Here is a 24,812-nt window from a genome sequence, read left to right as displayed (position 1 = left end):
TCTTCCCGTTGCGGGTGCTGCGAAAGCTGCTGCCAGGACTTCCTTTCTCTTGACCGGYCAGACTGCACGCCTTAGGACGGGCACTCCATTTCCGTTCGTCAAAAAGGCCTGACCGGTGACCGTTCCATTGCCCGATCATATGCACCCGACCCGCTCCTTCCAGGGTCTCATCCTGACGCTCCATAATTACTGGGCACAGCAGGGTTGTGTCATCCTGCAACCCTACGACATGGAAGTTGGCGCGGGTACGTTCCACCCGGCGACGACATTGCGTTCACTCGGTCCCAAGCCATGGAAAGCCGCCTATGTGCAGCCGTCACGCCGCCCGAAGGATGGCCGTTATGGTGAGAACCCCAACCGGTTGCAGCATTATTACCAGTATCAGGTGATCATGAAGCCTTCGCCGCCCAATCTGCAGGAGCTTTATCTTGGCTCGCTGCGGGCAATCGGGCTTGATCCGCTGTTGCATGACATCCGTTTTGTCGAGGACGACTGGGAAAGCCCGACGCTGGGCGCCTGGGGTCTGGGTTGGGAATGCTGGTGCGACGGCATGGAAGTTTCGCAGTTCACCTATTTCCAGCAGGTCTGCGGTATTGAATGCACGCCGGTATCCGGTGAACTGACAATTGGTCTGGAGCGCCTTGCGATGTACATACAGGGTGTCGACAGTATTTATGACCTCAATTTCAACGGCCTTGAGGGCGATGAAAAGGTTACCTATGGCGATGTCTTCCTGCAGGCTGAGCAGGAATATTCCAGGCACAATTTCGAACATGCCAACACATCGGTCCTGCTGCGGCATTTCGAGGATGCGGAAGCCGAATGCGCAGCCTTGCTGCGTGCTGGCGCGCCGAAGGACAGCGACAATAGCCCCATGCATAAAATGGTCCTGCCAGCCTATGACCAGTGCATCAAGGCTTCGCATGCCTTCAATCTTCTTGATGCGCGCGGTGTGATCTCGGTGACGGAGCGGCAGAGCTATATTCTGCGGGTGCGCAATCTGGCCCGGCAGTGCGGCGAGGCGTTCCTTTTGACCGAAGCCGGCGGCATCAATTTCAAGAGTGAGTCCGTATAATGCCTGATCTTTTGCTCGAACTCCGCTCGGAAGAAATCCCGGCCCGCATGCAGCGCAAGGCTGCCGGTGATCTGAAGAAGCTCGTCACCGATGGGCTGGTTGAAGCTGGCCTGACCTATGAAGCCGCCGGTGAATATTGGACACCGCGTCGCCTGACGCTGGATATTCGCGGGCTGACGGCACGCTCGAAGGATGTACACGAAGACCGCAAAGGTCCGGGCGTCAATGCGCCGGAAGCCGCTATATCAGGCTTTCTTCGCTCTGCTGGCCTCACGGATATCGCGCAGGCCCACGTCCATACCGATCCGAAGAAGGGAGACTTTTACGTTGCCCATCTGACCAAACCGGGTCGTGCCGCCGAAGAAATCATCGCGGAACTCCTGCCAAAAATCATTCGCGAGTTCCCTTGGCCAAAATCCATGCGCTGGGGTGCGGCATCGGCCAAGGCTGGCAGCTTGCGCTGGGTGCGTCCGCTCCAGTCGATTGTCTGCATGTTTGGCGGCGAAACCGAAGAGCCTGTTGTCGTTGATTTTGAAATCAGTGGTGTACGTACAGGCAATGTTACCTATGGCCATCGCTTCCTCAGCGACAACAAGCCGATCACCGTGCGCCGCTTTGACGATTATGTCGCCAAGCTGGAAAAGGCCAAGGTCGTGCTTGATGCCGACCGCCGCAAGGAGATCATTCTCGCCGACGCGCAGAACATCGCTTTTGCCTCAGGGCTTGAACTTGTCGAGGATGAGGGCTTGCTTGAGGAGGTTTCGGGTCTTGTCGAATGGCCCGTCGTGCTCATGGGTGATTTTGAGGAAGAGTTCCTCGTCATTCCGCCTGAGATTATCCGCCTCACCATCAAGACAAACCAGAAATGCTTTGTGACCCGCAAACCGGACGAGGCGGACAAATTGTCCAACAAGTTCATTCTCGTTGCCAATATCGAAGCCAGCGATGGCGGGAAAGAGATCGCCTATGGCAATGGCAAGGTTGTACGCGCAAGGCTCTCCGATGCCCTGTATTTCTGGACGACCGATCAGCATGATCTGCCTGACATGGAGAAGCTTGCCGCCGCAGCGATCCGCTTTGATCTCGATCTGAAAAAGCCGCTCGACCAGCGTATGGCCAAGCTTGACGCACTCAACGTCACCTTCCATGCCAAGCTCGGCTCACAGGGCGAGCGCGTAACACGCATCAAGGTGCTGGCCCGTGAGATCGCAACTCTGGTGGGGGCTGATCCTGCTCTGGCAGCGCGTGCTGCCGTGCTGGCCAAGGCTGACCTGACAACGGAGATCGTTGGCGAGTTCCCGGAACTGCAGGGCGGCATGGGCCGCAAATATGCTGTGCTCCAGAACGAGCATCCGTCGGTCGCTGCCGCAATCGAGGACCATTACAAGCCGCAGGGACCATCCGATACGGTGCCCAGCGATCCCGTTTCGGTCGCTGTCGCGCTTGCGGACAAGCTCGACACGCTGGTTGGATTCTGGGCTATTGACGAAAAGCCGACTGGCTCCAAGGACCCGTTTGCGCTGCGCCGGGCTGCCCTTGGCGTCATTCGTCTGCTGCTTTCAAGCGACTGGCAGATAGAGCTTCTGCCAGTGTTTCAGGCCGCTTTTGCGCAACAGCGCGAAGCGACAATCGAAAAGCACCTCGAGCGCTACGAAACGCTTCAGGCCGCGCAGAACTCAGGCGATGTGGATGGCGAGGAAGATGTCACCAATGCAATTTCCGGTTTCGAAAAGCGCGTGCGCACCGAAGTTGCACAAAGCGCGCGGCCAGTTCTGCTTGATCTCCTCGCGTTTTTCCATGAACGGCTGAAAGTGCATCTGCGCGATCTTGGTGCGCGCCACGATCTGATTGATGCTGTCCTCACGGATGATGCCGATAATCTCCTTCTGATCGCCCGCCGCGTCGAGGCGCTGGTGGTCTATCTCAATTCGGAAGAGGGCAAGAACCTGCTGGCAGGTACCAAGCGTGCGGCCAACATCCTGAGCGCCGAAGAGAAGAAGGGCACAGTCGTCACCGACAAGGTTGATGAAGCTCTGTTTGCGGTTGATGTGGAAAAGAAGCTCTTTGCCGCCGTCAATCAGGCAGAGAAGGACGCGGCGCAAGCGATTCAAAAACAGGACTTTTCCGGGGCGATGATTGCGCTGAGTGCTTTGCGTGAACCGGTTGATTCATTCTTTGAAGAAGTGCTGGTTAATGACGAGAATCCCGCCATTCGGGCCAATCGGCTTGCTCTGCTTGCACGCATCCGGACGGCAACCAACACGGTTGCGGATTTCTCCAAAATCGCTGGTTAATCAATAGAAAGGCGCGAAAACTTCGCGCCTTTTCGTCCTTGCAGCTGGATCGTAAATTTTATTGGATGCTGGCGCGCAGGGGCGTTGCCCCGATATCGGCAATCGGGCTTGCGGGAGTCTGCGTGGCGGGAACCGCCGTTTCCGGCGGCAATGTTGCTGCATTCGCCGCGGCGACAAGAGCGTCTGGTTTGGGTCCATTGCCCTGCAGGCGGGCCATATATTGACGCGAGCGTTCGCGTCGCTCCAGATAGGCCTTGAGCTTGGCGGCTTCTGCGGCTTTCTGCTCGATGCAGGGCGTACAAACAGGGTTTCCGTCGACATCGAAACTGTCATAGCCGATATAGGAAACCGAGTTTGGCCGGGCTGATGGACCTTTGAGCATGATCGAGTCGCCGGCATGCGCAATGACCGGTGCAAGAAGGGCAGCAGCAGTGAGGGCAAGCAAACGGCGGAACATGGGCTCTATCCTTGTGATCCACCCAGCTTTATCAGCCAATCCTTGCCAATTCCCACCATGGTTGGATTCAATTTTACGCATCACCTCATATGGTGAGTTCATCAGCACAGGCTTGCGGCAGGCCCCGCCCATCGTGTAGGCAATGCGCTCTATCGGAGATGTGCCCTTGGCCGAGATTATAGCACCAGATGAGCAGGCAATTTTACAGGCAGCCCAGACGCTGGCTGCGGGCAAGCTCGTCGCTATCCCGACCGAGACCGTCTACGGCCTTGCAGCCGATGCCACGAATGGCGATGCGGTCGCCGGTATATTCGAGGCGAAGGGCAGGCCGCATTTCAACCCGCTGATCTGCCATGTCTCGGATATCACTATGGCGGAGCGTTACGCGGTCATCGATCCTCTGTCGCGCCAGTTGATGGATGCATTCTGGCCCGGCCCGCTGACATTGGTTCTGCCGCTACGCCCCGGTACCCATATTCATCCACTGGTTGCCGCAGGTCTCGACACGGTGGCACTGCGCATGCCGCGCGGTATCGCGGGAAAAATCATTGCGGCGCTTGGCCATCCGCTGGCCGCGCCCAGTGCCAATACATCGGGCAAGATCAGCGGCACCAGTGCTCAGGCCGTCGCGGATGATCTGGGCGAGAAGATCGCGCTGATCCTTGATGCTGGACCGTCCGAAGTCGGGCTGGAATCGACCATTCTCAAGGTGGATGGCGATGCGGTTCTGCTGCTTCGTCCGGGCGGACTTGCGGCTGAGGATATCGAAGCCCTGATCGGCCATTCCTTGCAGCGCATGGATCAACGGGCGGCTATTCAAGCGCCGGGTATGATGGCCTCACACTATGCCCCGTCAGCCGGGGTGCGGCTCAATGTGCATGAGGTGCGTGATGGCGAGGCGCTGCTGGCATTCGGCCCTGAACGTGCCGCCGATGCGCACAAGGCAAGCACCTGCCTCAATCTCAGTCAAGCGGGCAATCTGCGAGAGGCCGCCACCAATCTCTTCGACTACATGAAACGCCTTGACCGTCTTGGCGGCGCGGTGATTGCCGTCGAGCCGATCCCATTCACCGGACTGGGCGAAGCCATCAATGACCGCCTTGTCCGGGCCGCCGCGCCGCGTGTGCCTCCCATTGAAGAGTTGGAACAGATCAAATGACCCTGACGCCGGAACTTGCTGCCCGCTTTATATCCATTGTCGGCGAGAAGAATGCCTTGCGCGATGCGCTTGATATCGAACCCTATCTGATCGAACCGCGCGAGAAATTCGGCGGCAAGACGACGCTGGTCCTGCGCCCGTCGGAAGTGGAAGAAGTCTCGGCCATTTTGAAGCTGGCCACCGAAACCGGCACCGCCATTGTGCCACAGGGCGGCAATACCGGCCTCGTCGGCGGCCAGATGCCCGATGCGTCAGGTGAGCAGGTCATCCTGTCCCTGTCGCGCCTCAACAAAATCCGCTCTGTCGAACCCTCGGGCAATCTGATGATTGTCGAGGCCGGTGTCGTCCTGCAGAAAGTGCAGGAAGCAGCTGAGAAGGCGGGACGCCTGTTTCCGCTGTCGCTGGGTTCGGAAGGCTCCTGCCAGATCGGCGGCAACCTTTCGTCCAATGCGGGCGGCACGGCAGTGCTTGCCTATGGCAATACGCGCGAGCTTTGCCTCGGCGTTGAAGTGGTATTGCCAACAGGCGAAGTGCTCAACGATCTGCGCTACGTCAAGAAAGACAATACAGGCTATGATCTGAAGGACCTGTTTGTCGGTGCGGAAGGCACGCTTGGCGTCATCACCGCTGCTGTGTTGAAACTATTTCCGCTGCCCAAGGGCAAAGGCGTTGCTTATGTCGGGCTGAACAGCCCCGATGATGCGCTGAAACTGCTGGCATTGGCGCAAAGCCATGCGGGCGCGTCGCTGACCGGTTTTGAACTGATGCCGCGCGTCGGTGTCGAGTTTTCCGTCGCCCATACGGAAGGCGTGCGAGACCCGCTGCAGGGTGTACACAACTGGTATGTGCTGATTGATATTTCCTCATCACGCTCGGCTGAAGACGCGCGCGAAACGATTGAGGCTATTCTGACGGAAGGTTTTGAAGCCGGGCTGGTGGAAGATGCAACGATTGCCGACAGCACCGCCCAGGAAAAATCCTTCTGGCATATGCGCGAAGCCATGTCGATGGCGCAAAAACCCGAGGGCGGCTCGATCAAACACGACATTTCCGTGCCCGTGGCGCGTATTCCGGAATTCATTACCGAAGCGGATGCGGCAGTGCTCGAAATGATCCCCGGAGCCCGCATTGTTTCCTTCGGGCACATGGGCGATGGCAACCTGCATTATAATATCACCCAGCCCAAGGGCGCTGACAAGGAAGCCTTCCTTGCGCGTTGGGGCGAGGTCAATGCCCGTGTTCATGGCATTGTCCGTGCCTATAAGGGCTCAATTTCCGCAGAGCATGGCATTGGCCAGCTGAAGCGCAAAGAGCTGTCGGAAACCAAATCACCCGTGGCGCTCGATCTGATGCGCCGCATCAAGACATCATTCGACCCGGCCGGCATCATGAACCCCGGCAAGGTGATCTGACTGCTTTTGCGGTCGCCACGCAATGACGCCTTCGGTCCGCGCCCGCACCGCAGGTGACGCCAGACAGCTGGCAACAGCCTCATATCCGGGCGCGCCGGGATATGGCGCTACACATATGGGCGGGCTATGATTGGCGGGGCAGAAGATGATTGTTTCATAGCTACTGACGGCATTCAGGTCCAGAATTGCATTGGAGCGCGTCATCAGGAACAGCGGTTTGGCACCGGGGCCGCGCCGTTTGAAATAAGCGCTAAGAGCTTCTTGTGTTGCCTGATCCAGCCCCTGTTCGACCATGTCGACCACCAGCATGGCGGCGGTGGAAGACTCCATCGCAACAAGAAGTGCGATCAAGGCCTGTGATGCCGTGGCACCATCCTCGACAAGCCACGCTACAATCCCGTCCACACGCCGTTTAAGGGCTGGGTCAGCTTCCATCCGTGCCATGGCATTATCCGCTGACCGGTCCAATCCGATGAAAGCTGCACTCGGCAAAGCTTTGGCTATGGCAAGTGCCAGCCGTGTCTTGCCGCTGCCTAATGGACCGATGATATAGTTGAGTGCCCTGATATCGGATAACGCAAATTCTTCACCGCCCCACGGCCACGGAAGATCGAATGCAATTCTGACTGTCGGGGCAGGGCGGATCAGTTGCGCCAGCTCTCCGGCATCAGGCGTGCGGCCAGCGGCAATATTTGTTCGCATAGCGGATACCTTTTCAATCGTACCCGCAAGCTGGCGCAGCTGTCCTTCCAGTGTTGCCTGATGTGCTGTTAATGCTGGTTCCAGAGCTTGCCGATCGCCTTTGAGAACCCTCGCTATCTGCGCGAGGCTTAAACCCAGATGGCGCAGGGCAGCGATCTCGCCAGCCCGTGCCATCTGAACCGGACCATATGTCCTCCATCCTGCTCCGGTGCGGACAGGAGCGATCAGGCCCCGTTGTTCGTAAAGGCGAAGTGCCTTGGCGGATACACCGAGCCGTCGTGCTGCTTCGGAAGGGTTCAGGAACTGTGCGGAAGAATTCACGACTCACCTCGTTCGTTGTTGACCGCTCTCCTTATCGGGGCAGCCCCAAGGGCCGGGTCAAGAGCAGGTCCACACAATCCAGCAGTTTAAGGCGAGGCCGGTGCTGTGTCAGTGTTTTGTTTATCTCTCTTTTCGAAACCTTACCGATGGTCGAATTTCGATAACCATTCCCCGCGATGAGAATTGATTAACCGCGTTCGTTAAGCGGAACCGGGGGGATTGGCGCCTATTGTTTCCCCATACGAGACCAGAAAAAATTGGTCCGCTCTACAGGGAAATACAAAAGAGAAGACCGGAAAACCGGCTCTCAGGATCGACAGAAGGCGTCACATGAAAAAAGCCGGAGCAAAGCCGGTTTGGGCAGGCCAGGAATTCAGGCTCGACCCATTCCACCTGCCACAGACCGTAACCTACGCCACGCGCGATGATCGCGGCGATATCACTTTCTCACTGCATGAGCGGGGCGCGGTGGTCAAGCGGGTGCTGCCAAACAGCAACCTGCCCATCTCGCTGGCTCTGCCAGCCTGCGCCTTTCAGGGGGTCACGGCCCGTGCCGCCGAGGACGAGCTTGGTGACATCACAGTGACGCTTGAGCTGATGCACAGCGATCCGCACCTTTCAGTGCCCTTGCTGGTGGCGCATGATCTCAATGACATTGCTGCGGATTGGCGCGCCTGGTCGTCGCTTTTCAAACTGCCGATGATGCTTGTCGAGGAAGACGGCGAAGCCCGTCAGCTCGAACAGAGCATTGGGCCGGTGGCCGTGGCAGAACCGAAAGAACGCCGTCAGGGCCGTGAACCGCGCCGCCGCCGTCCGCGCTTCCTTGCCCGCCGCAAGATGGGTGATCTCGGTCTGCGCCTCGTCGTGGGCGGTGAAGAAATCATCACTTCGGGCAGACGCTGACAAATACTCAATCGGCGATTTCCTTCATGCAGTTGTGACGTTAGGGTTCTAATCAGGAACCTAGACAACACTGTATGAGGGGCTCTCCGATGCCGGGTATTGAACGTCGTCATTTTCTGATCGGCAGCGCTATGACCGCGCTCGCCGCAACAGCCGTCAAGGCATCCGCAGCGGAAACCGCTATGCTTCCAGCCGCCAATGACATGGCCATAGCAACCGATCAGTCCTATTGGGCGGCGGTTGGCGATCTCTATGATGTCGAGCGTTCCATGGCTAATCTCGAGAACGGCTATTGGGGCATTATGGCCCGGCCAGTTCTGCAGGCCTATCTGGAAAATACCCAGCGCGTGAACAGGCAGAACACCGTTTATGCGCGCAATGTGTTCAGCAAGGATGCCGAGGACGTGCGCAACCGCGTTGCGGCGGCAGTTGGCGCGGCACCGGAAGAGATCGCGCTGACACGCGGCGCGACGGAGGCCCTGCAAAAGCTGATCACCGGCTACAACAAGCTGCAACCGGGCGATAGCGTGATCTATTCCGACCTTGACTATGATTCCATGCAATATGCCATGAATGCGCTGGCCAGCCGTCGCGGCGTTGAGGTCAAGACCTTCGCCATTCCCGAACCGGCCACGCGGGAAGCCGTGCTTGACGCCTATCGTGCGGTGCTGGAAGCAAACCCGAAGGCGAAACTCCTGCTCTTGACGCATTTGTCCCACCGCACGGGCCTCGTCATGCCCATTCGCGAAATTGCCGACATGGCGCGCGCCCGCGGCGTGGATGTGGTTGTTGATGCCGCCCATTCCTGGGGGCAGATGGATTTCAAAGTCGCTGATCTTGGTGCGGATTTCGTCGGTTTCAACCTGCACAAATGGATCGGCGCGCCTGTTGGCATGGGCTTTTTCTATATCCGCAAGGAAAGGCTCGCCGATATTGACCGGGATCTGGCCGATGAAGACTGGCCAAAGGATGATATCCGTTCGCGCGTTCACACCGGCACAACCAATTTCGCCGCGACCCTGACCGTACCCGCTGCGCTTGATCTGCACGAGATGATCAGTTCAAAACGCAAGCAGGCGCGACTGACCTATCTTCGCAATTACTGGGTGAACAAGGTTCGGGCCATTGAAAGCATCGAAATCCTCACGCCTGACGATGACACCATGCATGCGGGTATCACCTCGTTCCGCATCAAGGGCAAAATCAGCAAGGATGACAACACGGCCCTGATGACGGCTTTGCGTGACAAGCATCATGTGCTGACGGTGCGTCGCGCGGGGATAAACAAGGGCCAATGCCTGCGCGTATCACCAGCGCTTTACACGACCGAGGCGGAACTTGACCGGCTGGTCGAGGGGCTGGGTGCTATCAGTTCGACCTGACAGGCTAGAAGAACGGCTTCACCACCGTCCACAGCGCGCCAAGCACCAGTCCGGCGAAGATCAGCCAGCCGACGACCTTGTTTGAATGGAACAGGCGCAGACATTGCGCGGGGTCGTCAATGTCCAGCACCATGATCTGGCGGTACATATGCGCGCCTGCCGCCAGAAGGCCAGCGACAGCGGGCATGGGCACTTCCGCCATGGCAAAGGCCCAGAGGAACAGCACGAGCGCGCCGCCATACAGCACCATCAGCGCCTCGCGGGTACGGCTGCCGAACAGTCTTGCGGTTGAACCCACACCGACCAGCGCGTCATCTTCCTTATCCTGATGTGCGTAGATCGTGTCATAGCCGATCACCCAGAGGATAGACCCGGCATAGAGCAGTAGCGGCGGAAGGAAATCTTTCAGTGTTGCCGGTGCGCCGAAATGCGCCGACCAGCCAACAAGAGCGCCCCAGGAAAACGCAAGACCCAACACCAGCTGCGGCCAGTTGGTGAAACGTTTCATGAAGGGATAGATGGCGACAATCACCAGCGAGGCAATGGACAGAAGAATGGTAAAACCATTGAACTGGATAAGCACGAGCAAGCCGACAAGCGCTTGCAGGGCGATGAATATTTTCGCCTGTTTGCGCGTCACCTGACCCGAAGGCAATGGCCGCGACCGGGTGCGCGCCACCTGATTGTCAATATCCTGATCCGCGAGATCATTATAGGTACAACCAGCACCACGCATGGCGACCGCGCCAATGAGCAACAGCGCCAGATGCCAGGGCGAGGGGATGATCGACCAGACGCTGTCGCCAACCTTGGCTCCCGCGCTTGAAGCCAGCGCGACGGACCACCAGCAGGGCCAAAGCAGCAGCCACCAGCCAATAGGCCGATCCCAGCGCGCCAATTGCGCATAGGGCCACAGCCATGCGGGAAGTGCCCGATAAACCCAATGCCCCGACGGCGCATCGAAAACGCGGCCTTGGCCTTCGCTTGACTGGATAATGTCTTTTTCTGATGTCATGGCGTGACCTTGCAGCGAGCGCTTTGCCAGTCAAGTAAATATTGCGGGAAATTGCCGGTGGGGGTGGGGTGAAAGGTCAACGCTCGGCGTTGGCACGAGGCATTCACCCCCCTCTGTCCTGTCGGACTACCGGGGCGAGCCACGGGTCTCGCCCGTCCTTCGGACCCCCCACAAGGGGGGAGATCAGCTGTCATTACTGCCTTTGCACAATCAGCAACGCTTCCGGTTGTGGGAAAGCCTTACTGTCAATGTGATCTCCCCCCTTGTGGGGGAGATGCCTGACAAGGCAGAGGGGGGGTGAGCGCTTGGCGGAAAAATGTGCGTGGTTCGTGGTTCGTGGTTCGACAAGCTCACCATGAGGGAGAGTGGTGATGCAAGGGAGCTTCATTCTGCCATATTGCAGAACTTGACTCCCTTTCATCACCCCTCTCCCTCATGGTGAGCTTGTCGAACCACGAACCACGAACTACGCGCCCCCCCACAGCTTTTCCGGGCAAATCTGTGATTGCGTGCTTGACCCCCGGCGCTCAAGGCCATACCGACACAGCAACCCCCCTATGCACGGAGCAGAAAAACGATGAACGTCTTGCTTATTGGTTCCGGTGGCCGTGAACATGCTCTGGCGTGGAAGATTGCCGCGTCCCCCGTGCTGACCAAGCTTTACTGCGCGCCCGGCAATCCCGGCATTGCGCGCGAGGCTGAATGTGTGGCGCTTGATCCTGCCGACCATGCGGCCATTATTGCCTTTTGCAAGGAAAAGGGTGTCGATTTCGTCGTGGTGGGCCCGGAAGCACCGCTGGTTGCCGGAATTGCCGATGATCTGCGCGCGGCGGGTATTTCCGTGTTCGGCCCGTCCAAGGCGGCGGCACAACTTGAAGGCTCAAAAGGTTTCACCAAGGACCTGTGCGCCCGCTTCAATATTCCAACCGGTGCCTATGGCCGCTTTACCGATGCGGCTGCTGCCCGCGCCTATGTGGAAAAACAGGGCGCGCCCATCGTCGTTAAGGCGGATGGTCTTGCGGCGGGCAAGGGCGTTGTTGTTGCCATGACAGTGCAGGAAGCGCTCGATGCGGTGGATGCCTGCTTTGACGGCGCATTCGGCGGCGCCGGTGCCGAAGTGGTGGTGGAAGAATTCCTTGATGGCGAGGAAGCCAGCTTCTTCTGCCTCTGCGATGGCAAGACCGCGCTTCCTTTCGGCACGGCGCAGGATCATAAGCGCGTCGGCGATGGCGATACCGGTGCCAATACCGGCGGCATGGGTGCCTATTCGCCCGCGCCCGTCATGACGCAGGCAATCATCGAGCGCACCATGCGCGAACTGATTGATCCCACCATGCGTGGCATGGCTGAGATCGGTGCGCCATTCAGCGGCGTGCTGTTTGCCGGACTGATGATCACCAGGGACGGCCCGAAACTGATCGAATACAACACCCGCTTCGGCGATCCGGAAACGCAGGTGCTGATGCTACGGCTGAAGGATGATGTGCTGCTTCTGCTGAAAGCTGCCGCTGACGGTGCGCTGGATCAGGTGTCGGTGCGCTGGAACGATGATCCCGCGCTGACCGTCGTCATGGCGGCAAAAGGCTATCCTGCTTCTCCGGAAAAGGGCAGCGTCATTAAAGGCGTTGATGCGGCCCAATCGGACAATGTTCAGGTTTTCCATGCGGGCACTGCCGAGAAGAACGGCGAACTCGTTGCCAATGGCGGGCGTGTGCTTAATGTCACATCGACAGGCAAAACTGTACAGGAGGCACAGGATGCTGCCTATGCTGCAATTGCCCGGATCGACTGGCCAGAAGGCTTTTATCGGCGTGATATTGGCTGGCGTGCCATTATCAGGGAGAAGGGTGCAGTGCAGTAAAAACTTTGTTGATCGGGTTTTCAACATTGACATCGGCGGTTCGTAGCGCAATGTCTCTCTCAAATCGGAACGAGTGGTTCGCTGAGCCGTACCCTCTGTTTAAACTGTCGGAGAAATTCACCGTGTCCATAACAGCCAAGCGAAGCCTTACTGCGATCCTGCTGATGACTTCGGTTCTGACGGCAACGCCTTCCATGGCCGAAAATCTTTTCGGTGCCATGTCCAAGGCCTATCAGAACAATTCGACGTTGAATGCCAACCGCGCCGGTGTGCGGGTCACCGACGAAAACGTGGCCATTGCAAAATCCGGCTATCGCCCGACCGTTACAGGTCAGGCCAGTGTGACTGCAAACCGCCTCAAGCTTGACGGCAGCAGAAGTTCGTCGAGTGACACGGCCACTGAAGGCGTTGAAGTCGATCAGATGCTCTTCGATGGCTTTCAGACGAAAAACAATGTTGCAGCCGCCGAGACAGGCGTTCTCGCAGCCCGTGAAGATTTGCGCGGAAGCGAGCAGACAACACTCGCTGCAGCCGTGCAGGCCTATATGGATGTCTATCTCAATCGCCAGATCGTAGCCTTGCGCGAAAAGAACCTGGCGTTCCTGAGCGAACAGGTACGTTCGAACCGCGCACGGTTCGATGTGGGCGAGGGTACGCGCACGGACGTTGCACAGGCTGAAGCATCACAGGCTACGGCGGTCAACGACCGGAATACCGCCCGTGCTAACGTGAAGATTGCCGAAGCCACCTATATCCAGACTGTTGGTGCAGTTCCGGGCTCGCTGACGGCTGCCACACCGGCAAAATCTTTGCCAAAATCACTTAAGCAGGCCTATGCAATCGCCGAAGCCAACCATCCCTCGATTGGCTCTGCCAAACTGAACACGGATGTTGCTGGCTATCAGGTCAAGGTCAGGGAAGGCGTATTGCTGCCGCAGGCGGGTGTCACCGGCACCATCAGCCGGACGGATATTTTTAACGGCACGTCGCTCAGCTCCACCAACAATACCACTGGCTCGGCGCAGTTGAAGGTTACCGTACCCATTTACGGAGCGGGCAAGACGGCGGCAAATGTTCGCCAGTCCAAGGAAAATCTCGGCCAGCGCCGCATCGAGGTGAATGTGTCTGAGGACAGCGTCCGGCAGGCGGTTGCTTCTGCATGGGCACAGCTGGATGCCGCGCGCGCGTCGATTACGGCGCAAAGAAGCGTTGTTTCTGCCGCGCAGCTCGCGCTCAATGGCGTGATCGAAGAGCGCAAGGTCGGACAGCGTACAACCCTTGACGTTCTGAACGCCCAGGCTGACGTGATTACCGGCCAGCTCGCACTGGTTCAGGCAGAGCATGACAGCGTTGTGCAGAGCTATCAGGTGCTTTCCGCGATGGGCCGTCTGACAGCCAGGCAGGTTGGTTTGCAGGTGGCCGAGTACAAGCCGGAAGAGCACTTTAATGCCGTCAAGGACAAGTGGGGCGGCACGAGAACACCTGACGGTCGCTAGAATCCAGTTTTAGACGAGAAAACCGGAGCATCCCGAGAAGGATGTTCCGGTTTTTGTTTGTGGTGCGCGTGTCAGTTGCCGACGTGATAGCGCGATGCCGATTTGCTGGTCCGCGATGCCGCCATTAATTTCAAACGGGCTTCTTCGTAATCTTTCAGGACCTGCACGTCCTCAAGCGATGGCATGGTGATCAACTCACCCTGATCGAGACCGGCAAGGGCGGCGTCCACACATTCTTCCGCGTCCATCACCGTTCCCGGCTCAAGCTGTGTCAGCGGAACGCCGGATAAATCCCAGATATCCGTAGCTGTCGCTGCCGGAAGCACAAGCTGGACCCTGACGCCGGTTCCGGCCACTTCGTCCTGCAAGCCGCGTGTGAAATTGAGAACATAGCCCTTCGTACCGCTATAGGCGCTGCTGATGGGAAGCGCGTGGAAGCTGAGCACAGAGCCAAGATTGATGATGACGCCATGATCGCGCTGCCTGAATGCAGGCAGGGCGGCGAGGCTGAGGCGGACAAGTGCCGTGACATTTACATCCGTCATGGATTTGATATCGCTGAGTGCAGTGTCGCCAAGCTTGGCCAACGTCGAGGTGCCGGCATTGTTAACAAGCATTGTGATATCGGCATTTGTCGACAGGACAGTTGCAACGCGCTCAAGGTCAACGACAGTACCGAGATCCGCCACGATGGTATCAACTTTGACGCCATGGCTATTGCGAAGGGTTTCGGCGACCGCCTGCAATCGGTCCTCACGCCGTGCAACCAGAATAAGATTATAGCCGCGCTTGGCCAACCGGTCCGCATAAATCTTGCCCAGTCCTGCCGAAGCGCCGGTGACAACCGCCGTTCCCAGCGGGTTCTTCTCAGTTTCATTCGTCATATCAGTTCCAATCCGATGGATATGGCAGGTTTTCTGGCCAACGTTCCGAAGAGGTGCAAAGGCAAAGCTTCGCAATCCCCGATAGCGGATAGCCGGGAGACAAATTCCTGTCGGTTCATTCTGTTTACGCATCAAGCATGATGGTCATCATGCTTGCGTTTTGCATACATGACGACTATCATGCTTGATGTCAATACCCGTGAAATAAAAGTGGAAATAGTCATGAGATACCCGGCGGCCGAAACAGCTGAAAAGCACGAGCGCATATTGGACCAGGCCGCGAAACTGTTTCGTGAGCGCGGCTTTTCCGGTGTCAGTGTCAGTGAAATCATGAAGGCGACGGGGCTCACCCACGGGCCGTTCTATAATCACTTCCCCTCAAAGGAAGCGCTGATGGCCGAAAGCATGCAGCACACATCGCAAAAGGCGATGGGGAAGTTCAGCGCGGTTGAAAACACCGCCGACGGCAAAGCCGACTTTATCGGCAGTTATTTGAGTGCGACCCATCGGGATACACCCGGTGATGGCTGTCTCATAGCAGCGCTTGCGCCCGAAATTAGCCGCGAACCGGCGGTTCGTGGACCGTTGACGTGTCATCTTGCTGATTTCATCGATAAGATGACATCACAATTTCCGTGGCCCGAAGACAAGCCTGCGCGCCAGCAGGCTATTCAGGCCATTGCCGCGATGGTCGGCGGTCTTGTCATGGCCCGTGCCGTCTCCGACGAAGCCTTGTCGGATGAAATCCTGCATGATGTGCTTGCCGGGCTGACCAAAGGTTCGTGATTGCACGCTTCTTGTCAGCATAGGCAGCAAAATGATCTGATCGGTGGTGACAGACTCGGGTTTTTCCGTTCTTTATTGGGCGCACCAGAACCGGAGGAATTATCCATGTCATCGACAAATGTTCCGTTTTCCCTTGTGGGGATCGATCATGTGGTCTTTCTCGTCGATGACATGCCGTCTGCCCTGAAATTCTATTACGATGTTCTGGGATGCCAGCCCGGTTATATCTACCCCGCATTGGGTATGGAGCAGGTGTGGTGCGGCTCGGCGCTGATTGTCCTGTGGGATATTACCCATCCCGGCGCGTCAAGCGCCGTGCCGCCGGTTGCGGGTGGGCGCAACGTCGATCATGTCTGCATCGCAACGGGGCCGTTCGACCATGATGCCCTGCGGGCGCATCTTCATAACCATGCGGTCGAGATTGAGCGGGAAGCCATGCATGGCGGCGCGCGCGGTATGGGGCACTCATTTTACATCCGCGATCCCTTTGGCAATAAAATCGAGATCAAGGGGCCCGCGGTGTATCCGGATGGCAGAGACTAGCTCTTCTGCAAAGCAAGATGCACGCCAAGGCCGACCAGTATCGTACCACCGGCGCGTTGCATCAGCCGCTGTGCGTGACCCGAGCGCTTCAGCCGTGTAATCACCGCGCCCGCCAGGACAACGCAGACAAGATCGGCGGAGGAAAACATCAGATTGACGATGGTCCCGAGCAGCATGAATTGCAGCCACACCGGAAACGCCGCCGAAGCATCGATGAATTGCGGCAGGAATGCCATGAAGAAGATAGCTGTCTTCGGATTAAGAACCTCGACGCTGATGCTTTCGAAAAATGCGCGGCGTGCAGATTTCTGCGCGACGTCAGGCATGGTTACATCGCCGTTCACCTTGGCGCGAAACAGGGAAATGCCAAGCCAGACCAGATAGGCTGCGCCGCAGAATTTCACTGCGAGATAAAGCATGGGCACCGCGTGGAACAACACCGACAGCCCGGCAGCCGCAGCGATCACATGCACATAGCCACCCAGATGAATGCCAAGGGCTGCCATCAGCCCGGACCAGCGGCCACGCGCAATGGTTTGCGCTGCCGCATAAAGCATGGCGGGGCCGGGAATATAGGCGAAAATCGCTGTGGTCAGGAAAAAAGCGATCAGCAATTCGGTCGATGGCATTGGATGCTCCAGACAAGTGTCCATGAGAATGAGAAGCACAATATAAACAACGTAACGCTGCCTCATACAAGTCAGGATGATTTGCGTTCTGGCGGTAATTATTCCGCCTTATTCAAAACCGCTTCGATGTGATGTCCATCGGGGTCCACAACGAAGGCAGCATAGTAATGCGGGCCGTAATGGGGCCGCAGGCCCGGTGCGCCATTGTCAATGCCGCCATGGGCGAGGGCCGACGCGTGGAAGCTGTCAACAGCCAGCTTGGTTGGAGCGGAAAATGCCAGATGGAAGCCGGGGCCGGGCGCGCGTTGACCTTTCGGGCGATGCTTGATCGCAAGCTTGTCGCCGCCACCGGGACTACCATAACCTACGGCCTGATCGGTCTCGCCTGTTCGTAAATCCTCCCAGACCCTGACATAACCGAGCGGGGCAAGCACCGCATCGTAAAATGCTGCCGCGCGTTCAATATCGGAAACACCCAGCGAAATATGATGGAGCATATGCATAGCCAATTCCTAACCGTCGATGATCTCAAGTTTTTCCGGGGGTGATGCGGCAAGTTCGGCAAAATCGAGGTCCTGCTCAAGCGCATGATAAACGTCATCATCAATGATGCCGCTGTGCCGCATGATATTCAGCTTGGCCCGTTTTGCCGCGATGATGGTCAGTCGAAGCTGGTCGGTCTTGCTGACCGCGCGCGGATGCTGACCGTCTGCCACCAGATCACGCTCCTCCTCGTAGAACTCGCGCAGGCTGACCGCCGCGTGATCATCCCGTGTATTAAGCTCGAAGAGGGCCGTATCGATAAGTGCGAGCCGGGCATTGGCGAGATCCTTTTCCAATGACGTGTCCGGCGGGAAGCCGAGGAAGCGAATGAGGGGGCCGAGCGTCAGGCCCTGTATGATCAGCGATCCCAGAACAACAGCAAGTGCGCTGAGGACAATCAGTTCTCGTGACGGGAAGTTGGCAGGCAAGGCCAATGCCGTGGCAAGCGTTACCAGCCCGCGCATGCCGCACCAGGATACAATCAGGCTCATCCCAAGGGGCGGACGCGGAAAGCGGGTCTGCGATGGATTGATATAGTGGATAAGGCGATTATAGGCGAGAACCCAGGCAACGCGCACGACCACGACAGTCGCAAAAACCGCCGCTGCAAAGCTCAGCGCAAATGAAAGCTCCTGCGGATCAAGATCACGAACGATCGTGCGCGCCTGCAGACCCATCAGCAGGAATGCCAGAACGTTGAGCAGGAACACGGAGGTTTGCCAGACGGAATAGGAATGCAGCCGGTTGCGCGGTGCCTGCCGGGCTGGCACGTAATGGGCAATGGTCATGGCAAAGGCGACGACGGCAAGGACGGCCGACAAATGCAGGCGCTCCGCGATGATCCATGTGCCGAACACGGCGACAAACTCGAACAGCGTTCCACCCAGTGTTCCGGCCAGTCGTGGTGCGAACAGCATGGATGTTCTGGCAAGGAGGAAACCGATGATCAGTCCGCCCGGTACGGCAATGATCAATTGCGGGATGAGGCTGGTGAGCGACGCTGCACCAATTGCAACACCAACGGCGGCACTGAAGATGAGCAGGGATACGGCATCATTGAGCAGGCTTTCGCCCTGAAGGATGGCGACAGCGCGCCTCGGCAGCGCAAATCGCCCAAGCATGGCGGCTGCGGCTGCTGCATCTGGCGGGGCAACGATGGCACCCAGTGCGATCGCAGCGGCAAGTGGCAACCCGCCCAAAGATACACCAACCCAGGCAACCGCCGCCGTGGTGAGGATGACAACCCAGACAGCAAGCGAGAGGAGGGGCAACCAGTCCCGGCGGATCGTTCGCGGTGGCAGATCATAGGCAGCGTCAAGCAGTGCCGGGGCGATGAACAACGCCATGGCAAGGTGCGGATCAATCGAGATTTCCGGCGCCCATGGCAGTGAAGCAACGATAACACCAGCCACCGCCAGCATTGTTGGATAAGGCACCGCCAGCTTTCTCGACAGCTGGAGGAAGATGATCGCCACCAGCATCAGGACCAGCATGTTTTCAAACAACGCCATCGGCGGACTTTCCGTTAAAGGCGGTTCATCTGTGGGCTCCACAGCAGACCGCGAACACACAAGATGTCATGAAATGGTATGAGGCTGTTTGTCCGGATACAAGCGCTGTTATAAAGGGTGTGCTATCGGTGCTGAAATCGGAATTCATCGCTGACAGCACCCTTGAAGGTATCAGCGGCTTCGACGAAAGCCACCTGCTCAAAACCAAGCGCTGTAACAAGCGCGATTGACCTGACGTTGCGCGTGTCGATGGAAGCCCCGATGTCCACAACGCCGTTATCGTGCAGGAGCGCAACAATGCCGCCAACGGCCTTTCGTCCGATACCGCAACCCTGACTTTGCCTGAAAACAAAATAGGCAATGTCTGCTGCCGTGTCCCTGACCGTCACCTCCACCAGTCCGGCGTAACGCTGTGAGGGAATGTGAAAGACAGCCCAGTTGAGCCAGACCTCGGTTCCATCCGGTGAGCGGCGACCTGACAGGCGCTGATAGCGTGCCCGCAGCGCATCAATGCTGACTGGCGGTTCCTGCGGAACGAACGTGTAAAGCTCCGGATCAGAAAACCCATCGAACAGAAGCGCCGCATGGTCAGGCAGCAGTGGTTCCAGCCTGATATCGCCGGTGAATACCGGCTGTTCGGCAAGTTCCATCATGCGCTGCAATAGAGCCATTTGGCGAAACCAGTCATTAAACGATCAATGAACCTGATTGCACCGTGTTGTCTGCTCTTGCAATCTCAATTCTGCATTCACCTGGCCGATCAGACTTGATCCTAATCGGCTGCTGTCTCGAACACCGGTAGCACGCCGAGAATATTGGCCGAGCGGCGGATAATTTCAGCGGCCATCGGCGCGGCATTGAGGCCTGCACCGGCTGCGACCTGACCGTCGACAGGTTTCGGTTCATCAATAATCGTCAGGACGATATATTCAGGATTTTCGATCGGAAAGGCCGCGATGAAAGTGTTGAAGCGCACATCCTTGGAATAGCGCCCATTGATGACCTTTTCGGCAGTTCCCGTTTTGCCGCCAACTCGATAACCGGGAACCTGTGTGCGGCTGGCCGAACCGCCGGTGCCCTTTTGCGCATTGAGGCGGTAAAGGTAACGTAGATCGTCGCTTGTCCGCTTGCTCACAACCCGCTTGGCAATGGTTTGCGCCTCCTCGATGGTGCGCGGCAGGAATGTCGGTGCGATCAGCATTCCGCCGTTGAGGAGGGCAGCCGCGCCAACGGCTGTTTGCAGCGGTGTGGTTGCCATGCCATGGCCGAAGGAGATCGTGATTGAATGAACCTTCTTCCAGACTTTCGGCTCGGTTGGACGCGCCACTTCGGGCAGTTCCGTCTGCAGGCGGTCAAGCAGGCCGAGCCGCACCAGAAATTCGCGATGTCCTTCAATGCCAACAATATCCGCTTCCTTGGCCGAACCGATATTGGACGAGAACAGAAAAACCTCCGGCAAGGTCAGAACACGGCGCTTGCCATGGAAATCATGGATGGTCTGACGACCGATGGTGATCGGGCGGGTGGCGTCAAAGGTACTGTTCAGGTCTGCCTTGCCAGAATCCAGTGCCATGGCGGTGGTGAAGGTCTTGATTGTCGAACCCATCTCGTAGACGCCAGCGGACATGCGGTTGAGCCGGTCTTTTTCCAGCGCATTGAACGGGTTGTTCGGGTCAAAATCCGGCACGGAGCCCATGGCAAGAATCTCACCCGTTCTGGCGTCGAGCACCACGGCACCCGCCGCGATGGCGCGATAGCGCTCGATGGCATTAACCAGTACATCGCGCACCACATGCTGGACGCGCAGATCGATGGAAAGCTTCACCGGCGCGAGCGTGCGACCATGCGCAAGGCCAACATCGCGCAGATCGGTCAGGCCCTGCCCATCAATATACTTCTCCATACCGGCAATGCCCTGATTGTCGATATTCACAAGCCCGAGAATATGTGCTGCCGTTGGCCCGCCCGGATAGAAACGGGATTTCTCGGTGCGAAAGCCAATGCCGGGAATGCCAAGCGCCATGATCTGGTTTTTATGCTTTGGCGTCAGGCCACGCCTGAGCCATGCAAACCCCGCATTGCCTTTCAGTCGGGCATAGGTCTGTTCAAAGTTAAGGTCGGGCAACACCGTGGAAAGCAGTTCGAAGGCTTCATCCGGATCGATGATCTTGCGCGGTTCGGCATAAAGCGAGACGGAGTTGATATCCGTTGCCAATACCGCGCCATGGCGATCCACAATATCGGGGCGAGAGGCGAGAATGGAGCCGGTTGGCCCGGCATAGTCAACCGGATCGTCCTTCATGCCGTAGAACACCAGCCGTCCGCTGATAACGCTGAAAATCCCGATGAAACAGGCCATGACGATCAGGATACGGTTTTGGGCGCGTGGGCGACGTTGTGTCATTATCTCATTGCAAAACGGTGGATTGGGGCTGATGGCGCCAAACTAGCATCGTTTCATCAGCTGCAATTCTCACGATTTCCGGAATGTCTTGTTAACCTGAACAGATGATTAATTTGGATTTTTAGCGTGGATAACCCTGGGGAAGCGGCTGCAATATCTGGATATGGGCATTGCGTTTTTGCTGCAAGGAACCGCCTTGCGCCGGGCGCTCGTGCCAAAGGATGTTCCAAAATACCGCTGTTTTGCTGCACCGGATGGGCAGGAGAAAAAAATGTTGCCGCAGTGTGGCTTTGAGGTCACCTCATCAGGGCATCATCTGCCATGCATGGCGCGTGAATTTATATTGTGCATTGCACAGGGATTAACTGATGGAAATATTGAGAATACGCGCTTCATTGGCAATATATATTCAAATGTACTGTTACATGAAAAAGTGAAAATTTTACTTTTAAATTTGAAATATTTTGCAAGTAAAAACAGTCTATTTAATCTTCATTACATCTAGAAAACGACACTTGCTTGTCATTAATCCTTACATATACTCCGCCATCGCAAGTTGTTGGGAGACAAATCAATGGCGAAAATAGTTGGTGGTGGTGCAAGTGATACTCTGCAGGGAACCGATGAGAACGACAATCTCTGGGGACTTGGCGGTAACGACATTCTCGATGGTGGTGCTGGAAACGATTATCTCTACGGCGGGGCCGGCAATGACGTCCTGACCAGCTCAAGCGGTTTCGACCAGCTTGAGGGCGGTGATGGTGATGACCGTCTGTCTTTTGTCGGCGTTGGCGGTGCAGCGCGCGGCGGTGCCGGTACGGATACGCTGGCGGTTGATGTTTCAAATTCTTCTGAACCGGTCACATTGAACAGTTCAGCCGGTCACATTGTTTTCGGCGATCCGACGGTGGCGGCCAATCATCTGTACTTCGTTGATCTGGAACGGCTGGAGCTAACGACAGGTGGCGGTGCTGACAAGATTATCGCCACGAACTTTGCTCAGGTCGAGGTCAACACAGGTGCTGGCAATGACCACGTCGAAACCGGCGAGGGCAATGACACGGTGTTTGGCGGTTCCGGCAATGACGTCATTTATGGCAATGGCGGCAATGACGAACTGCATGGCGATGCGGGCAATGACTTTGTCGATGGCGGCAATGGCAATGACAGCATCTGGGGCGATGACGGCAAGGACAATCTGAATGGTGGCCGCGGCGACGACCATATTGATGGCGGCGCGGGCAACGATACGGTGAATGGCGGCGACGGCAATGATGTACTGCTCGGCGGTGCTGGCGACGATGTCCTCAAGGGCGGCTCAGGCAGTGATCATCTGGATGGCGGCGCGGGCGCTGATCAACTGATTGGTGGCACCGGTGCAGATACGTTTGAGTTCAATGGAAATACCATTGGCGGCGTTGATCACATCGCTGATTTCAACGTGGCGGAAGATGTGATCAATCTGCACGATTTCGCCGCAAGCGGCACCGGCATTCATGATTTTGACAGCTTCCTTGCTGCAGCGCATGACACGGCCGATGGCGTCTATGTCAGCTTCGATGGCGATTCCAGCGGCATTCTTATTGAGCACGTAACGCTTGCCGACCTCTCGCCTGACGATGTTGTTTTCTCTTGAGCATGAGGTCTGATGCGTCGCCCCTGATGGGGCGGCGCAATGCAGTTGGAGGATAGTTAAACACGAGCAACGTCTGGGAGGACGAACACAATGGCTAAGATAGTTGGTACTGGAGCAAGCGATAACCTGCTTGGAACGGATGAGAACGACAACCTCTGGGGACTTGGCGGCAATGACACATTGGATGGCGGTGCTGGTAATGATTTCCTCTATGGTGGTGCTGGCAATGATGTCCTGACCACCTCAAGCGGTTTCGACCAGCTTGAAGGCGGCGATGGCGATGACCGGCTGGCTTTCATTGGCGTAGGCGGTGCCGCACGCGGTGGTGCCGGTACGGATACGCTCGCAGTTGACCTCACAAGTTCCACCCAGGCGGTGACTTTTAATGGCTCCAGTGGCCACTTCGTCTTTGGTGATCCGGCTGTTCAGACCAATCATCTCTATTTCGTCGATATCGAACAGCTGGAACTGAAGACCGGCAGCGGCAATGACACCATCATTGCGACCAATTTTGCCCAGATCAACGTCAATGCCGGTGCAGGCAATGACCGCGTTGAAGCCGGAGAAGGCAATGATGTTATCTCTGGTGGTGACGGCCGGGACCTGCTGTTCGGCGGCGGCGGTAATGACGAAATTCATGGCGACGCAGGCGATGATTATGTCGATGGCGGCAACGGCAACGACAAGATCTGGGGCGATGCGGGCAATGATAGTCTGGCTGGTGGCCGCGGTGATGATTGGATCAGCGGCGGCGATGGCAACAATAATCTCAACGGCGGCGACGGCAACGACGTTCTTTACGGTGGTTCCGGCAACGACATTATCAAAGGTGGGGCCGGAAACGATTATATGGGTGGTGGCTCCGGCGATGATCAACTGTTTGGTGGTGACGGTAATGACAGCGTTTTCACCAATGGTGGATGGGATGTCCTCCTCGACGGCGGTAATGGCGACGATTCTTTGACGGATGGCAGCTCGGACGAGCCTTACCTGGGAGGCAATGCCAATCTTCACGGCGGCGCCGGGAATGATCGTCTCACTGTTTATTCAGAAGGCGGGACAGGTGGTTTGGATGGTGGAGATGGCTACGATACAGCCTATCTGCATTTTTCCTCGACGTCGCAAGGATTCACATTCGATGCAGCGCGTTACTCAACGGTTGAAGAGTTTCACGTCTCGGTATTCGGTGGTTATCAGGGCGTCAAGCTATATGGCGCCGATGGCAATGACGAGCTGGGAAGCTATGATGCCTACAGACCCGGTGCGAGCGGCGATGACTATATCGATGGGCGTGGCGGTGATGATGTGCTGAACGGCGGTGGCGGTGCTGATCATCTGGTCGGCGGTGCTGGCAATGACACGCTTAACGGTGAAGATCTCGTGACAATTCCGAGTGCCTACAACGACATTCTGGAAGGTGGCGAAGGCAATGATATCTTGAACGGTATGTATGGGAAGGACACTCTGGATGGTGGTGTTGGCGCGGACATCTTGAAGGGCGGCAGTGACGCCGACACCTTTGTCTGGGACGAGGCAACGGCACGCCTGAATGGTGGCATCGATCATATTTCCGACTTTGATACCGCAGGTGGCGATGTAATCAGCTTGCGTGGGTTTGGCCCCGACAGCGCTACCGGTATTCACGATTTTGCCAGCTTTCTCACGGCCTCGCATGATACCGCGGCTGGCGTCTATGTCAGCTTTGGCAGCGACACCAATGGCATTGTCATCGAAGGCGTGACGCTTGCCAACCTCTCAGCGGATGACGTCATTTTCTCCTGAGTTTGGTGCCGATCTTA

21 protein-coding genes and 1 pseudogene are annotated in these 24,812 nt (G+C 57.2%); 13 read left to right on the top strand and 9 right to left on the bottom strand.

What is annotated here, in order from left to right; translation table 11 throughout:
* The first annotated feature begins 139 nt into the window (after window positions 1-139).
* Both AB4Y96_RS00420 and glyS read left to right on the top strand, forming a co-directional pair.
* Complete coding sequence (locus AB4Y96_RS00420) at window positions 140-1,075, top strand: glycine--tRNA ligase subunit alpha (protein ID WP_175540617.1); 936 nt, start codon at window positions 140-142, stop codon at window positions 1,073-1,075.
* A complete protein-coding gene (gene glyS / locus AB4Y96_RS00415; protein ID WP_441914931.1) occupies window positions 1,075-3,369 on the top strand; it encodes a glycine--tRNA ligase subunit beta in 2,295 nt (764 codons plus the stop codon). Before AB4Y96_RS00420 ends, glyS begins: the two co-directional genes overlap by 1 nt.
* 58 nt (window positions 3,370-3,427) lie before the next feature.
* Here glyS and AB4Y96_RS00410 read toward each other — a convergent pair whose 3' ends face one another.
* Window positions 3,428-3,826 (bottom strand): hypothetical protein, encoded by a 399-nt coding sequence (locus AB4Y96_RS00410; protein ID WP_091880983.1) that lies wholly within the window; start codon window positions 3,824-3,826, stop codon window positions 3,428-3,430.
* Between the two features lie 166 nt (window positions 3,827-3,992).
* Here AB4Y96_RS00410 and AB4Y96_RS00405 point away from each other — a divergent pair, with 166 nt between their 5' ends.
* Both AB4Y96_RS00405 and AB4Y96_RS00400 read left to right on the top strand, forming a co-directional pair.
* Window positions 3,993-4,985, top strand: coding sequence for an L-threonylcarbamoyladenylate synthase (locus AB4Y96_RS00405; protein ID WP_441914929.1), 993 nt, complete (start codon window positions 3,993-3,995; stop codon window positions 4,983-4,985).
* Entirely contained in the window at window positions 4,982-6,397 is a 1,416-nt protein-coding gene (locus tag AB4Y96_RS00400; protein WP_441914927.1) for an FAD-binding oxidoreductase, read from the top strand. The genes AB4Y96_RS00405 and AB4Y96_RS00400 overlap by 4 nt, the downstream gene beginning before the upstream one ends.
* On the opposite strand, the gene AB4Y96_RS00395 is transcribed toward AB4Y96_RS00400, so the two are convergent.
* Entirely contained in the window at window positions 6,353-7,420 is a 1,068-nt protein-coding gene (locus AB4Y96_RS00395; RefSeq protein WP_441914926.1) for a MerR family transcriptional regulator, read from the bottom strand. The genes AB4Y96_RS00400 and AB4Y96_RS00395 overlap by 45 nt on opposite strands.
* Before the next feature lie 330 nt (window positions 7,421-7,750).
* Here AB4Y96_RS00395 and AB4Y96_RS00390 point away from each other — a divergent pair, with 330 nt between their 5' ends.
* Both AB4Y96_RS00390 and AB4Y96_RS00385 read left to right on the top strand, forming a co-directional pair.
* The gene (locus AB4Y96_RS00390) at window positions 7,751-8,323 is read left to right on the top strand and encodes a DUF6101 family protein (protein ID WP_091880977.1); all 573 of its coding nucleotides are present in this window, start codon (window positions 7,751-7,753) and stop codon (window positions 8,321-8,323) included.
* Window positions 8,324-8,412: 89 nt separating this feature from the next.
* Window positions 8,413-9,705, top strand: coding sequence for an aminotransferase class V-fold PLP-dependent enzyme (locus AB4Y96_RS00385; RefSeq protein ID WP_441914925.1), 1,293 nt, complete (start codon window positions 8,413-8,415; stop codon window positions 9,703-9,705).
* Between the two features lie 4 nt (window positions 9,706-9,709).
* Here AB4Y96_RS00385 and ubiA read toward each other — a convergent pair whose 3' ends face one another.
* A complete protein-coding gene (gene ubiA / locus AB4Y96_RS00380; protein WP_441914924.1) occupies window positions 9,710-10,720 on the bottom strand; it encodes a 4-hydroxybenzoate octaprenyltransferase in 1,011 nt (336 codons plus the stop codon).
* Between the two features lie 577 nt (window positions 10,721-11,297).
* Here ubiA and purD point away from each other — a divergent pair.
* Entirely contained in the window at window positions 11,298-12,581 is a 1,284-nt protein-coding gene (gene purD / locus AB4Y96_RS00375; protein WP_441914922.1) for a phosphoribosylamine--glycine ligase, read from the top strand.
* 164 nt (window positions 12,582-12,745) lie between these two features.
* Complete coding sequence (locus tag AB4Y96_RS00370) at window positions 12,746-14,077, top strand: TolC family outer membrane protein (protein ID WP_244518362.1); 1,332 nt, start codon at window positions 12,746-12,748, stop codon at window positions 14,075-14,077.
* A gap of 71 nt (window positions 14,078-14,148) precedes the next feature.
* On the opposite strand, the gene AB4Y96_RS00365 is transcribed toward AB4Y96_RS00370, so the two are convergent.
* Entirely contained in the window at window positions 14,149-14,961 is an 813-nt protein-coding gene (locus AB4Y96_RS00365) for an SDR family NAD(P)-dependent oxidoreductase (protein ID WP_441914920.1), read from the bottom strand.
* Window positions 14,962-15,183: 222 nt separating this feature from the next.
* Between AB4Y96_RS00365 and AB4Y96_RS00360 the strand changes: the two genes are divergently transcribed.
* Both AB4Y96_RS00360 and AB4Y96_RS00355 read left to right on the top strand, forming a co-directional pair.
* Entirely contained in the window at window positions 15,184-15,747 is a 564-nt protein-coding gene (locus AB4Y96_RS00360) for a TetR/AcrR family transcriptional regulator (protein ID WP_441914918.1), read from the top strand.
* 105 nt (window positions 15,748-15,852) lie between these two features.
* Window positions 15,853-16,290, top strand: a complete 438-nt coding sequence (locus AB4Y96_RS00355; protein WP_091880967.1) for a VOC family protein — start codon at window positions 15,853-15,855, stop codon at window positions 16,288-16,290.
* Here the strand turns inward: AB4Y96_RS00355 and AB4Y96_RS00350 are convergent.
* The 5 genes and pseudogenes from AB4Y96_RS00350 to AB4Y96_RS00330 form a co-directional block, all read right to left on the bottom strand.
* Window positions 16,287-16,919: a LysE family translocator gene (locus AB4Y96_RS00350; protein ID WP_441914916.1), complete on the bottom strand. Its 633-nt coding sequence runs from the start codon at window positions 16,917-16,919 to the stop codon at window positions 16,287-16,289. The genes AB4Y96_RS00355 and AB4Y96_RS00350 overlap by 4 nt on opposite strands.
* Window positions 16,920-17,017: 98 nt before the next feature.
* The gene (locus AB4Y96_RS00345; protein ID WP_441915259.1) at window positions 17,018-17,416 is read right to left on the bottom strand and encodes a VOC family protein; all 399 of its coding nucleotides are present in this window, start codon (window positions 17,414-17,416) and stop codon (window positions 17,018-17,020) included.
* Between the two features lie 15 nt (window positions 17,417-17,431).
* A complete protein-coding gene (locus AB4Y96_RS00340; protein WP_441914914.1) occupies window positions 17,432-18,973 on the bottom strand; it encodes a cation:proton antiporter in 1,542 nt (513 codons plus the stop codon).
* 122 nt (window positions 18,974-19,095) lie between these two features.
* Window positions 19,096-19,644 carry a GNAT family N-acetyltransferase gene (locus AB4Y96_RS00335; RefSeq protein WP_441914912.1) on the bottom strand — a complete coding sequence of 183 codons (549 nt, stop codon included), beginning with the start codon at window positions 19,642-19,644 and terminating at the stop codon, window positions 19,096-19,098.
* Between the two features lie 101 nt (window positions 19,645-19,745).
* Window positions 19,746-21,359, bottom strand: a pseudogene (locus AB4Y96_RS00330) (peptidoglycan D,D-transpeptidase FtsI family protein); the annotation flags it as partial.
* Between the two features lie 181 nt (window positions 21,360-21,540).
* Between AB4Y96_RS00330 and AB4Y96_RS00325 the strand changes: the two are divergent.
* From AB4Y96_RS00325 to AB4Y96_RS00315, 3 genes are all read left to right on the top strand, one after another.
* Window positions 21,541-21,882 carry a hypothetical protein gene (locus AB4Y96_RS00325; protein ID WP_441914911.1) on the top strand — a complete coding sequence of 114 codons (342 nt, stop codon included), beginning with the start codon at window positions 21,541-21,543 and terminating at the stop codon, window positions 21,880-21,882.
* 69 nt (window positions 21,883-21,951) lie between these two features.
* A complete protein-coding gene (locus tag AB4Y96_RS00320) occupies window positions 21,952-23,013 on the top strand; it encodes a calcium-binding protein (protein WP_441914909.1) in 1,062 nt (353 codons plus the stop codon).
* 90 nt (window positions 23,014-23,103) lie between these two features.
* Window positions 23,104-24,795, top strand: coding sequence for a calcium-binding protein (locus tag AB4Y96_RS00315; RefSeq protein WP_441914907.1), 1,692 nt, complete (start codon window positions 23,104-23,106; stop codon window positions 24,793-24,795).
* The last annotated feature ends 17 nt before the right edge of the window (window positions 24,796-24,812 follow it).

The organism is Phyllobacterium sp. TAF24, assembly GCF_052113785.1.
Taxonomy (GTDB): domain Bacteria; phylum Pseudomonadota; class Alphaproteobacteria; order Rhizobiales; family Rhizobiaceae; genus Phyllobacterium.
This window is presented reverse-complemented; position numbering and strand designations above follow the sequence as displayed.

Excerpts from the sequence above, each read along its gene's own strand:
- AB4Y96_RS00420 (WP_175540617.1), top strand. The coding sequence starts at position 140 with ATGCACCCGACCCGCTCCTTCCAGGGTCTCATCCTGACGCTCCATAAT.
- glyS (WP_441914931.1), top strand. The coding sequence starts at position 1,075 with ATGCCTGATCTTTTGCTCGAACTCCGCTCGGAAGAAATCCCGGCCCGC.
- AB4Y96_RS00410 (WP_091880983.1), bottom strand. The coding sequence starts at position 3,826 with ATGTTCCGCCGTTTGCTTGCCCTCACTGCTGCTGCCCTTCTTGCACCG.
- AB4Y96_RS00400 (WP_441914927.1), top strand. The coding sequence starts at position 4,982 with ATGACCCTGACGCCGGAACTTGCTGCCCGCTTTATATCCATTGTCGGC.
- AB4Y96_RS00390 (WP_091880977.1), top strand. The coding sequence starts at position 7,751 with ATGAAAAAAGCCGGAGCAAAGCCGGTTTGGGCAGGCCAGGAATTCAGG.
- AB4Y96_RS00385 (WP_441914925.1), top strand. The coding sequence starts at position 8,413 with ATGCCGGGTATTGAACGTCGTCATTTTCTGATCGGCAGCGCTATGACC.
- ubiA (WP_441914924.1), bottom strand. The coding sequence starts at position 10,720 with ATGACATCAGAAAAAGACATTATCCAGTCAAGCGAAGGCCAAGGCCGC.
- purD (WP_441914922.1), top strand. The coding sequence starts at position 11,298 with ATGAACGTCTTGCTTATTGGTTCCGGTGGCCGTGAACATGCTCTGGCG.
- AB4Y96_RS00370 (WP_244518362.1), top strand. The coding sequence starts at position 12,746 with ATGACTTCGGTTCTGACGGCAACGCCTTCCATGGCCGAAAATCTTTTC.
- AB4Y96_RS00365 (WP_441914920.1), bottom strand. The coding sequence starts at position 14,961 with ATGACGAATGAAACTGAGAAGAACCCGCTGGGAACGGCGGTTGTCACC.
- AB4Y96_RS00360 (WP_441914918.1), top strand. The coding sequence starts at position 15,184 with ATGAGATACCCGGCGGCCGAAACAGCTGAAAAGCACGAGCGCATATTG.
- AB4Y96_RS00355 (WP_091880967.1), top strand. The coding sequence starts at position 15,853 with ATGTCATCGACAAATGTTCCGTTTTCCCTTGTGGGGATCGATCATGTG.
- AB4Y96_RS00350 (WP_441914916.1), bottom strand. The coding sequence starts at position 16,919 with ATGCCATCGACCGAATTGCTGATCGCTTTTTTCCTGACCACAGCGATT.
- AB4Y96_RS00345 (WP_441915259.1), bottom strand. The coding sequence starts at position 17,416 with ATGCTCCATCATATTTCGCTGGGTGTTTCCGATATTGAACGCGCGGCA.
- AB4Y96_RS00340 (WP_441914914.1), bottom strand. The coding sequence starts at position 18,973 with ATGGCGTTGTTTGAAAACATGCTGGTCCTGATGCTGGTGGCGATCATC.
- AB4Y96_RS00335 (WP_441914912.1), bottom strand. The coding sequence starts at position 19,644 with ATGGCTCTATTGCAGCGCATGATGGAACTTGCCGAACAGCCGGTATTC.
- AB4Y96_RS00325 (WP_441914911.1), top strand. The coding sequence starts at position 21,541 with ATGGGCATTGCGTTTTTGCTGCAAGGAACCGCCTTGCGCCGGGCGCTC.
- AB4Y96_RS00320 (WP_441914909.1), top strand. The coding sequence starts at position 21,952 with ATGGCGAAAATAGTTGGTGGTGGTGCAAGTGATACTCTGCAGGGAACC.
- AB4Y96_RS00315 (WP_441914907.1), top strand. The coding sequence starts at position 23,104 with ATGGCTAAGATAGTTGGTACTGGAGCAAGCGATAACCTGCTTGGAACG.